Origin of the sequence: Prevotella sp. OH937_COT-195 (genome assembly GCF_003932845.1) — a bacterium.
Classification (GTDB): Bacteria; Bacteroidota; Bacteroidia; order Bacteroidales; family Bacteroidaceae; genus Prevotella.
This window is the reverse complement of record NZ_RQZH01000009.1, coordinates 26,473-37,882: the sequence shown is the minus strand read 5'-3', so window position 1 is coordinate 37,882 and position 11,410 is coordinate 26,473. Positions and strand designations below refer to the sequence as shown.

Annotated in this window: 11 protein-coding genes; 4 read left to right on the top strand and 7 right to left on the bottom strand. The window is 44.9% G+C overall.

Annotated features, from left to right (window positions below):
* The first annotated feature begins 1 nt into the window (after position 1).
* The 3 genes from EII32_RS05210 (at position 2) to EII32_RS05200 (ending at position 2,481) form a co-directional block, all read left to right on the top strand.
* The gene (locus EII32_RS05210) at positions 2–619 is read left to right on the top strand and encodes an HAD family hydrolase (RefSeq protein ID WP_125234389.1); all 618 of its coding nucleotides are present in this window, start codon (positions 2–4) and stop codon (positions 617–619) included.
* Between the two features lie 24 nt (positions 620–643).
* Positions 644–1,573, top strand: a complete 930-nt coding sequence (locus tag EII32_RS05205) for a bifunctional riboflavin kinase/FAD synthetase (RefSeq protein WP_125234388.1) — start codon at positions 644–646, stop codon at positions 1,571–1,573.
* Positions 1,574–1,689: 116 nt separating this feature from the next.
* On the top strand, positions 1,690–2,481 hold the full coding sequence (locus tag EII32_RS05200; RefSeq protein ID WP_125234387.1) for a CPBP family intramembrane glutamic endopeptidase: 792 nt from the start codon (positions 1,690–1,692) through the stop codon (positions 2,479–2,481).
* A gap of 58 nt (positions 2,482–2,539) precedes the next feature.
* On the opposite strand, the gene EII32_RS05195 is transcribed toward EII32_RS05200, so the two are convergent.
* The 7 genes from EII32_RS05195 to topA form a co-directional block, all read right to left on the bottom strand.
* Entirely contained in the window at positions 2,540–2,752 is a 213-nt protein-coding gene (locus tag EII32_RS05195) for a hypothetical protein (protein WP_125234386.1), read from the bottom strand.
* 170 nt (positions 2,753–2,922) lie between these two features.
* Positions 2,923–3,552 (bottom strand): hypothetical protein, encoded by a 630-nt coding sequence (locus EII32_RS05190; RefSeq protein WP_125234385.1) that lies wholly within the window; start codon positions 3,550–3,552, stop codon positions 2,923–2,925.
* 354 nt (positions 3,553–3,906) lie between these two features.
* On the bottom strand, positions 3,907–4,383 hold the full coding sequence (locus EII32_RS05185; protein ID WP_125234384.1) for a pyruvate ferredoxin oxidoreductase: 477 nt from the start codon (positions 4,381–4,383) through the stop codon (positions 3,907–3,909).
* Complete coding sequence (locus EII32_RS05180; RefSeq protein WP_125234383.1) at positions 4,373–4,885, bottom strand: RNA polymerase sigma factor; 513 nt, start codon at positions 4,883–4,885, stop codon at positions 4,373–4,375. Before EII32_RS05180 ends, EII32_RS05185 begins: the two co-directional genes overlap by 11 nt.
* 114 nt (positions 4,886–4,999) lie before the next feature.
* The gene (gene speA, locus EII32_RS05175) at positions 5,000–6,892 is read right to left on the bottom strand and encodes a biosynthetic arginine decarboxylase (protein ID WP_125234382.1); all 1,893 of its coding nucleotides are present in this window, start codon (positions 6,890–6,892) and stop codon (positions 5,000–5,002) included.
* A gap of 48 nt (positions 6,893–6,940) precedes the next feature.
* Positions 6,941–7,468: a shikimate kinase gene (locus EII32_RS05170; RefSeq protein ID WP_125234381.1), complete on the bottom strand. Its 528-nt coding sequence runs from the start codon at positions 7,466–7,468 to the stop codon at positions 6,941–6,943.
* On the bottom strand, positions 7,465–9,810 hold the full coding sequence (gene topA / locus EII32_RS05165) for a type I DNA topoisomerase (protein ID WP_125234380.1): 2,346 nt from the start codon (positions 9,808–9,810) through the stop codon (positions 7,465–7,467). Before topA ends, EII32_RS05170 begins: the two co-directional genes overlap by 4 nt.
* A 264-nt stretch (positions 9,811–10,074) precedes the next feature.
* On the opposite strand from topA, the gene EII32_RS05160 reads away from it, so the two are divergent.
* Positions 10,075–11,139, top strand: coding sequence for a hypothetical protein (locus EII32_RS05160; protein ID WP_125234379.1), 1,065 nt, complete (start codon positions 10,075–10,077; stop codon positions 11,137–11,139).
* Positions 11,140–11,410 lie beyond the last annotated feature (271 nt).

Genomic DNA, 11,410 nt, shown 5'->3' with positions numbered 1-11,410 from the left:
TATGAAGAATAAAAATATACGAAACCTCGTGTTCGATTTCGGTACGGTACTCGTGGGACTTGACAAAAACCGTTGCATTGCCGCATTTGACAGTATCGGGGCAAATGAAATGTCGGGATATGTTGACGAATGCCGTCAGGAAGACTTGTTTCACGAACTTGAGGTGGGACGCATCGGTGTACCGGAGTTCTGCGACGAGGTGCGCAGAAAGTCGCCAAGATGCAATGCTGCCGATGAGAAGATTGCGTGGGCATGGGGCGAATTGCTCACGGGAATACCTCGAGAGAAACTACGGAGGATAGTGGAATTGAAAGAACAATACCGCATATTCCTGCTCAGCAACACTAATGTTATACATTGGCAACGCTCTGTGGAGGAATTCTTCCACTTCGGATCTCTCGGCATAAACGACTTTTTTGAACATATCTTCCTGTCATACGAAATGGGAATGGTAAAACCAGACCGTGAGATATTCATCAAGATGCTTAATGACGCAGGAATAAAAGCCGGTGAGACGCTGTTCATTGACGATTCGGCTGCTAATTGTGCGGCGGCGGAAAGTGTCGGCATACGGACTATGCACGACCCGGAAGGATTGCTGTGGATTGAAGAACTGTGAGTTTTTGTTAATAAAGGTGTTGGAATGGAGCAGATAATACTTACCGATGACTATCAATGTAAACGCCCCAGTGTAGCCACGATAGGGTTCTTCGACGGGGTACATCGCGGTCATAGATTTCTTATTGAGAGTGTGGTGAGAGAGGCAGAGAAACATTCCTTGGCTTCTATGGTAATTACTTTCGATTGTCACCCGCGCCGGGTACTTGGCAGCGAATATAACCCCCGGTTGCTTTCTACAAACAATGAGAAAGCAAAACTGCTTTCAAAAACCGGTATAGAGCAGTGTGTGGTGTTGCCGTTCAGTGAAGAAATGGCACGACTTACGGCATACGATTTCATGAAAAAGATTCTGAAAGAACTGCTCGGGGTCAAGGTTCTTGTCATTGGCTACGACAACCGCTTCGGACATAACCGCAGTGAAGGCTTCGATGACTATGTGCGTCATGGCAGAGAAATGGGTATCGAGGTATTGCCGTCGCAGTCTTTCCGGCTACATGGGATAGATGTCAGTTCGTCTGTCATACGTTCGTTACTTGGCGAAGGCGAGATAGAAATGGCAGAGCAGTGTCTCGGATATCCTTATTTCTTCTCGGGAAAAGTGGTCGGAGGGCATCGTATTGGCAGAGAACTGGGGTTTCCCACGGCAAATATCGAGCCGGAGAACATGCTAAAAATAATACCGGCTCCGGGGGTATATTCCGTGAAAGTGAGGATGGAAGGCCGGAGAGAAACAAAGCATGCCATGATGAACATCGGCACCCGACCCACGTTCGATGGTTCGGAGCAATCGCTCGAGGTACATATTTTTGATTTCAATGGAGACATATACGGTTGTCGCATAAGCGTGGCATTCATGCATAAAATCCGCAATGAGAAGCGTTTTGCGTCTAAAGAGGCACTTATGGAACAACTTGAGAAAGATGCGGAAACGGCTAAAGAGAGTTTTCGTTAATGCGTAAGTGTAAGGCAGGCATCATTTGACTTTTGTCTTTTACAAATAGAAAAAGAATAATGGTTACTGTATGTACTCCATATTGTTAATACAAACATTTTTTAATATATCGAAGAATGAGAAAGGCAGTATGTTATATGTTGTTGTTCTTGTTAATATCATGGACGGCAGCATTGGCAGCGAGCACAATTTATCAGTTTGCCATATCGGGCAATGCGGTTCACTCTCTCGGCAAGGAGGCTGCTGCTTCTGTTCCGGTTGAAGTTAACTTGGTGGCAATGATTGTCGCAGACATCATTATATTTTATGTTTTCCTGTGGCGGAAATATTGTCCCGTTAGCCGTGATTACATGCGCAGCCGTCCTTTAAAAGTGGCATTGTGGTGTGTTGTGGCATCGCTCGGAACCATAATTCCGTCGATGTGGCTGGAAGAGCAACTTAGTTTCCTTCCCAATATTTCACAGTCTGCAGATGAATTGCTCGGTTCTCCTTTGGGGTATATCGCCGTTGTGGTATGTGTGCCAATATGCGAGGAAGTGGTGTTCCGCGGAGCGGTAATACGTGCATTGCTCGGGTGGCGCAACAATGGTAAATTGGCGGTAATCGTCTCGGCTATAATGTTCGCCGTTGTACACGTCAATCCGGCGCAGATGCCACATGCTTTTCTGCTCGGATTGTTGCTCGGCTGGGTGTTTGTACGCACCGACAGCGTTATTCCCGGCATTATTATACACGGCACAAACAACCTCATAGTGTTCATCATTGCCGGTGCGCTGTCCGGCAGTGGCGAAATGACCCTTTCCGATTTGTACGGCGGCAGCACATTGCATGTTGTGCTCAGCGTACTTTTCTCATTGCTCATACTGCTGCCCGCGCTGTTTCAGTTGAATCTCGCAATGAAAAGATAGAGGTATAAAGGACACATACATTTAGTGTTTTACCTTGTATAACAAACCTTTCATGGCATTATAAATTCATGAAGGCGTTTCGGAATTTTGTTGTAACAGAGTATGATTTTATCCCAAATCGGTCATTAGAACCCTCAACCGATTTTGTTCGATTGTTGAGCGGATGTACAGCCGTTTCACCGAAGGCGTAGCGGGCTGCGTCGAGATGTAATGGCTGCGCAGATGTCAGCAAGCGGGCTAAAGCAGTTGGGAAGCGTAACGGCAATGGCAAATCTAAGCAAATGCGGTCTAATTACCGATTTGGGTTTATTTTTAGTCTGCGATTTGACTGCTCTCTAAAACAATGAAAAGAGCCATATCATTACTCGAAACCCGAGTTTGATATGGCTCTTTTATGTTTAGAGACCTGTTTACAGGTGCTTATAATTCATATTACTTGCGTTATCTGTTTTCTTTGCCATCGAAATCTGTGTAATAATACTTTTCTTTGTCAAGACCATTAGACTTCAACTTGCCTGAAATGGTAACATCTACGCGATTCTTTTTAATGGTGATTTCTTCAACGTACTGATACTCGTATTTTGCTTCATCTTTATATTTTTCCAAAGCCGCATTCACTATCTTTTGGAGATTGGCATAAGGAATTTCTTTCATGTCGAACAATTCATCTTCCAACTTAAAGTCCTCTGCATCTCCTATTACTACGTCTATTCCCTTTGTTATAGGCACTTGCCAACCTATTGACTCTGAAGAATATAAAAGTTGCACTACGTTATGTTTGTCCTCTTTTGACTGGTAAACAAGATTAATCAACAAGTCTCCTTTGTTGTCTTGCAATTTGTTTACGTTTAATGAAATCTCATCCATTACGGAAGAACTTTCACCTAATTTTTCTGCAATCTTATCATACCATTTCTTCAACTCTTGTGGCTGAGTCAAGACATTGAATTCAACGGATTCGCCAGAGGTTTGTCCCATAGCCGCTTTTGCTGCTTTTTTTGCAAGTTCTCCGCAAGAAGATACTGCCAAAACAGTGAACAGTATCAAAGAATAAGATAAAATTTTCTTCATTTTTTTCTTTTTAAATTGTTTATGTTGCAAAGGTAATAAAAAATAAATAGAGAATGAAAGATATTAACTTTAATTAATGATGTGGGATTTCAAGTCGGATTCCGAAAGCAAGTGCAAAATTAAACCTAAATCGGTCATTAGACCGCATTTGCTCAGATTTGCTGTTGCCGTAACATGTTCCAATGGCATTTGTTGCGAGGAAACTGTTGATAAAATAAAGAGACACCGTTCTTAATGAGCGGTGTCTCTGCATCTAATTCAATATATTATGAAAATTTGAGAGAAAGAAGCTTCGCAGCTTCGTAGTGTTTTACTTAAACATGATTATTTATAGAGAAAGCTTAGAAAATTGTCTTATTTTATTATGACAGACGACACCTTTTGCCCCACTTTTTTCAGTGAGTCGAGATGAATGGAGTCGGTTTTTGCCATGGACGGAATGCCGACAGACTTTGATACGCCGGTGCTGTTCGCCGGTTGCGACTTGTCACCACCGTTGAAAGCCACTTGTGCGGCATTGCCCAATGTAAGGAATATTGCCACCACGGCTGCCGCTTTGAACAGCGGTATCATACGCCGGGTAAGGCTTATGTTGCGAGCCTTTACCGGTTGCTGTTCGACAACCATTTCAAGCATGCGCTTGTCGAAATCGTCGCCGAGATGGTCGGTGCGTGTCTCCTCGTGTTCGTAAGCAAAGAGCGAGGCATATTTCTGCAACTCTTCGGGGAGGTCTTTCTGGCAGAAGAAAGTTCTCAGTATTTTCTCCTCTTCGAGCGATGTCTCGCATTGCCAGTAACGCTCAAGTAATTGTTCGATGTATTTATAATCCATAACTGTCCGCTTTGTCAAATTGTTGCTTAATCGACCGGCGTGCCCTGAATATGTTCACTTTTACTTGTTCCTCGGAAATTGCCATTATTTCAGCAATTTCTTTGTATGTTTTTTCTTCGAAATCTCTTAGTTGCAAGCAACTTCGTTGTTTTTCGGGAAGTTTGTTCACGAGTTGTCTCACCATTTCGATTCTGTCTTTTCGGATGATCAATTCGTGCGGATCGGATGTTCGGTGGGACGTTTCGTTAATTCCTTGTTCAAGAGATTCGTTGTTGTTGTCTTTTCTCTTTATTGCATCAAGCGCGAGATTTCGGCATATTGTCATGCTGTACGCCCCTATGCTTTCAAGGGTTTGCCAACTGTCTCGTCTGTTCCAAACCTTTATCAGTGTGTCCTGAACGATGTCTTCTGCCTCTTCATGACTGAGAGTTATTCTCAACGCAAGGCGGTAGAGCACGTCTTTCAACGGCAATACATCATTACGGAAACTGATATTTTTCATCTTATCTCTGTAAAAATGACGAATTAAGTATATCGAAAGTTACAAAACCATTATCGAGTTTAACATTTATTTTGAATGCCTGATTATTAAAAATGCCTTTGCTTTCTCCTTTTCCTATTCAAGATATGTATATCCGTATAGTCCGGAACGATAGTTTGATAAGAATTCCTTTCCTTCTTCGAGGGATATTTTTCCAAGTTTCACACTCTTGGTTACCCATGTTTCAAGTTGCCTTACGAGTTTTTTGGGGTTGTACTGAACATAGTCGAGTACGTCCTCCACGGTTTCTCCGTCGAATATTTGGTCAATATGGTATTTGTTGTCTTTTACCGAAATGTGTACGGCATTGGTGTCTCCGAAGAGGTTGTGCATGTCTCCGAGAATCTCTTGGTATGCCCCGACGAGGAATACTCCGAGGTAATACGGCTCGTTTTTGTGCAATGTGTGTACCGGCAGGATGTGCGAGATGTGACGGTCGGTGACGAAATTCGAAATCTTTCCGTCGCTGTCGCATGTTATGTCTTGCAAGGTGGCACTGCGTGTGGGTCTCTCGTCGAGTCGCTGTATCGGCACGATGGGGAACAACTGGTCAATGGCCCATGAGTCGGGGAGCGACTGAAAAATGGAGAAGTTGCAGAAATACTTGTCTGCGAGCAGTTTGTCGAGTTGTCGAAGTTCTTCCGGCATGTGTTTCAATCCTTTGGCGAGAGTGTTTATTTCCCGGCACACGCTCCAGAACATGCTCTCTATTTCTGCACGTGTTTTGAGATCGACAAGTCCGTGACTGAACAGTTCGAGAGCCTCCTCGCGTATCTGTTCGGCATCGTGCCAGTCCTCGAGCATGGAGCGTTGGTTTAGATTGTCCCATATATCGTAGAGGTCTTTTACGAGATGATGTGCGTTTTCTGTCGGTTCGAAACTTTCTTTCATTTCCGGCAGAGAGGCTATTTCGAGTACGTCTATTACAAGAACCGAATGGTGTGCTGCAAGCGACCGACCGCTTTCCGTTATTATGTTCGGGTGCTGAATGTTATTTTTGTTCGCAGCCTCCACGAACGTATATATGCAGTCGTTCACATATTCTTGTATGGAGTAGTTTACGGAACTCTCGCTCGATGGCGAGCGCGTGCCGTCGTAGTCTACTCCGAGTCCGCCTCCGCAATCTACGAAATCCACGTTGTATCCCATTTTGTGCAGTTGTATGTAGAACTGCGATGCCTCGCGCAATGCGGTCTGTATCCGTCGTATCTTGGTTATTTGCGAGCCGATGTGGAAATGTATCAGTCGCAGACAGTCGTGCATTCCCTTGTTGTCGAGTATCTCAAGAGCCTGTAACAGTTCCGAACTTGTCAGTCCGAATTTCGATGCATCGCCGCCGCTGTCTTCCCATTTTCCGCTTCCGCTCGATGCCAGTTTTATGCGTATGCCGAGGTTTGGTTTCACATTTAGTTTCTTTGCCGCGCGTGCTATAATTTCGAGTTCGTTCAGTTTTTCAATCACTATGAAGATGCGTTTTCCCATCTTGTGCGCCAGCAATGCCAATTCGATATAGTTCTGATCCTTGTATCCGTTGCATATAATCAGCGAGTCGCTTTGGCACTGCACGGCAATGACCGCATGCAATTCCGGTTTCGAACCTGCCTCGAGTCCGAGATTGAACTTTTTCCCATGACTTATGATTTCCTCCACCACGGGCTGCATCTGGTTTACTTTTATCGGATAGATTACAAAATTCTCACCTTTGAACCCGTATTCCTCGGATGCCCTGCGGAAACACGATGCCGTTTTCTCGATGCGGTTGTCGAGAATGTCGGGGAAACGCAGCAGCACCGGCGATGATACATCGCGAAGTGCCAGTTCGTTCATTACTTCGTGAAGGTCTATCTTTACATCGTCCTTGCACGGCGACACATACACGTTGCCTTCATCGTTTATGCCAAAGTAGGACGTTCCCCATCCTTTGATGTTGTAAAGTTCCTTGGAGTCATCAATGGTCCACTTCTTCATTTGGATTATGTGTTTAATTTATGTTATGTTTCGTTTTTATCCTTTTTTCTACACTCCGAGCATTTCCCGTACTGCCGCCACACTTATCTTTATCTTCTCATAGTTGTCCATCAGTGACACGTCGAGATGATGTTTTGCCTTGTTGTAATAGGGTTCTCGCAGTTTTAGCTGTTCGGCTACGAATCTTTGTAGTTCTTCCCCGCTTTTCCCTTTTATCAGTGGGCGTTCCACCCTGCACATTTTAAGATGTCCGCAGAGGACTTCGGCTCTTGCCTTGAGATATACCGTTTCGCCTTGTCGGTTCAGGTAGTCCATGTTGTCGAAATGACACGGTGTCCCTCCTCCGCAACTTATTATGACGTTCTCAAATTCTGCCACTTCGTGCAGCATGTTGTATTCCATCTTGCGGAAACTTTCCTCACCTTTCTCTGCGAATATCTGTGCCACGGAACGGTGCATGCGAGTTTCTATGTACCAGTCGAGGTCATAGAACATCATGTCCAGTTCTCGCGACATGGCACGACCTATCGTCGTTTTGCCTGCCCCCATGTATCCTATGAGGATTATCCGTTTCATTTCTTTGCCTTGTCAATCACCTCCATACATTGCTCGAGAGTAAGTTCCGCCGCCTTGGCATGCATCGCTTTCGGCAGTCGGTAGTTCTTCCCGTCGTATGCTATATAAGGTCCGAAACGACCGTTCATAATCTCGAGTTTCGGTTCTTCGTCGAACTTTTTCAGGTGCCGTTTCTCTTCCTGTCGGCGTTTCTCGTCCATAAGTGCCACCGCCTCTTTGAGTGTTATTTCCAACGGATCCTTGTCTTTTGGTATTGATACATATTTTCGGTTGTTTAGTACATAAGGTCCGAAACGTCCTGTGCCGATTATTACCTCCTTGCCTTCGAATTCACCGATTGTGCGTGGCAGTTTGAACAGTTCGAGAGCTTCGTCGAGCGTTATTGTTTCAAGACTCTTGTCGGCAGGCAGTTGCGCAAAGCGCGGTTTGTCTTTGTCATCGGCGGCACCAATCTGCACCACCGGTCCGAATCGTCCTATTTTCACGAACACGGGCTTCCCGCTGGCAGGGTCGTCCCCGAGTTCCCGTTCTCCCGCTTTGTGTTCTTCCCGTCGATTCATCGCACTTTCAACTGTTGGTTCGAAATCGCCGTAGAACACTTTCATCATGCTCTTCCACTCTTCCTCGCCCTCTGCGATTTTGTCGAACTGTTGTTCCACGCGCGCAGTAAAGTGATAGTCCATTATACCCGGGAAGTTCTTCTGTAAGAAATCGTTTACCACGATGCCTATGTCGGTGGGAATCAACTTGCCTTTCTCGTTGCCCACCATCTCTTTGCGGCTTGATTTGGTTACCTTGATGCCTTTCAGTGTGAAAACGTTGTATTGACGCTCGCAGCCTTTTTTGTCGCCTTTCTGCACATATTCGCGCTGCTGTATGGTAGATATTGTGGGTGCGTAGGTTGACGGGCGACCTATGCCGAGTTCCTCCATCTTGTGTACGAGCGATGCCTCGGTATATCTCACGGGACTTTGACTGAATCGTTCGGTGGCAACAATCTCGCGATGTTGAAGTTCGTCTCCGGTCTCCATTGCCGGCAGAAGATGCGAGTAATCTTCCTGAATGTCATCATCGCCGCTGCTCTCGCGGTAAACTTTCAGGAAACCGTCGAACTTCACCACTTCGCCCGTTGCAATGAAATTGGGCGAGGCTTGCTGAGAGGCTGTGGGATTTTGTCCTTTCTCGTCTTTGCTTCCGCTCAACGCAATACTTACGTTGGTCTTTTCTATCTGCGCATCTGCCATCTGCGATGCCACGGTACGTTTCCATATCAGGTCGTATAGGCGGCGTTCCTGCTGTGTGCCTTCCACTGTCTGGTTGTTCATGTAAGTGGGACGTATTGCCTCGTGTGCCTCCTGCGCTCCTTTCGAGTTGGTACGGTATTGTCTCGGATTGCTGTATTCGTCTCCCCAAAGTTTTTTTATCTCTTCCTTTCCGGTGTTTATGCAGAGCGATGAAAGGTTTACCGAGTCGGTACGCATATACGTTATGAGACCGTTTTCGTACAAGTGTTGCGCCACCATCATTGTCTGACTGACGGTGAAACCGAGTTTTCTTGCGGCTTCCTGCTGAAGTGTTGACGTTGTGAAAGGCGGTGCCGGCACTCGCCGAATTGGCTTTTTCTGTATATTGTTGACGATGAAACGGGCGTTTTTGCATGTTTCGAGAAACTGCTGTGCCTCTTCTTCCGTTTTAAAGCGCGTATCGAGTTCGGCTTTTACCTCGCTTAGCGAGCCGTCGGAATTTTTGTGTCCGAATATGGCGTTTACCTTGAAGTACGGTTCGCTGTTGAACGCGCGTATCTCGCGCTCGCGTTCAACTATCAGTCTTACGGCGACACTCTGCACCCTGCCTGCCGACAAAGCGGGTTTGACTTTGCGCCAAAGCAGCGGCGATAGTGAGAAACCCACGATACGGTCGAGCATTCGGCGAGCCTGCTGGGCATTTACCAGATTCATGTTGATATGTCTAGGGTTGTCTATGGCGGATAGTATAGCGGGTTTTGTTATTTCGTGGAACACTATGCGGTTTGTCTTCTCCTCGTCAAGCCCGAGAACTTCGCATAGATGCCAACTGATGGCCTCTCCCTCGCGGTCTTCATCGGAAGCGAGCCAAACCTTCTCGGCATTCTTGGCACTGTTTTTCAGTTCGCCCACAAGTTTTTTCTTGTCTTCCGGTATCTCGTAGTCGGGTTCCAACGTTTTGGTATCTATGCTCAACTCTTTCTTTTTCAAGTCGCGTATATGACCGAAACTTGACATCACCTTGAAATCTTTTCCCAAAAACTTCTCTATGGTTTTTGCCTTGGCGGGGCTCTCCACTATAACCAAATTTCTATACATAACTATATTGATGTTTTATTTTGGGCGACAAAATTAGAATAAAAAGTTTGCATATACATTATTATATATCCTTATTTTTGCTTTTTTAACCATTGACATCTCTGTAAACATAAATATTTTCTGCCATAATTTAATGTGTAAATCATAAAAAAGTAGTATATTTGCAAACATATAAAAGTAAAAGAAATCAATAAATACATGCGTAAGGTTAATTCTTACTCTCTACTTGGTTACTTGATATCAACATTTTTAAAAACGGTAATTATGGTAAAAATATTTCTGACTTTGTTATGTACAATGTTTCTGACAAGTTGTAATGCTGTGGGAAGCAAGCAGTTTAACCTCGGAAACAAGAAAGCGAAAACCGATAGGAATAACACAAAACTGTGTGTTTTCGGCAATGTGGATTCCCGACCCGCGCTTTGGATAAACCACAAGAGAGTGATTTTGAAAGACGATGACAAGAGCCTGTCGTTAAACGACATGCGTGGCAGTGTGCTCGCTGCCGTTACCGAGGGCGAAAACATCTATGCACTGTGTGGCAACGATAAGGAATTGGTGTTGTGGGAGAACAATAATGCCACGGTGATTTGCAGTGTGGAGGTGCAGAATGTGGCAGAGATTGTTGTCGAGAACGGCGTGCCGGCAGCATATTTTGTGACGACAAACGATGTTGGCGAGGCTGAACTGAAACGATATTGCAACGGGAAGACAACCACGCTTTTGGCTTCGGAAGATTTTAGATACTGTTTCCTGAGAGATATTGCGGTGGTCAACGGCAAGGTGTATGGTGCTTTAAACACAGCATCACAATTCGGAGAAGCAGCCGTACTTGCAGATGGAAAAGTAACCTTGCTTGAGAAATATATGTCGGAAGCCTACCAAATAAAAATTGATGGAACCGATGTTTTTGTGTGCGGAAGCAAATTTACGGGTAAACAGTTCGATGATTCTCCGGAGGGAGAAAACCCATCCTCGGCGGCAATATGGCGCAACGGAAAGGCGAAGACTTTCGCCGAAGAAGGAAGGGCAATGGCCATTGATACAGACAAACAAGGAAATTTATATGCCGCTGTATGCAATATAGGAGTAGGGGACGACAAATGCACACTTTGGAAAAATGGAAAGAAAATAAAAGACATAACCTCGGCCTGGAATATCGAAGTGGTATTCCTAAGCGTGAACGGGGACAATATATTGATTGTGGGCAGCGAGGAATCGGAAGGGATAGGTGGCGTCAACGGCGTATTCGTATGGGAAAACGGTAAGAAAACATACTTATATGAGGGCGCAGAAAACGTACAACTGCACGGTGCGACATGTAAATGAAATCGGGTGCTATGAAATTTCTTTGTCAGGTTGAGAGATTGTTTCCGATTACAAAACATTGTCCGTAAAATAAATTTGGCTCTTACAAAGATAATTTATGTAATCGCCATGAAAGCAAATTGGGCAAAATTGATTGGCAAATTAGGCGGAATTACCAACCAATTTCGCCCAATTTATCGTATGAAAGATATGCTTTCGGAAATTCGGATATATTATTTCGAAAACAATTTCTTTTTAATTGTTGCAACGCAGGTGTCTTCCTGTAATTCCG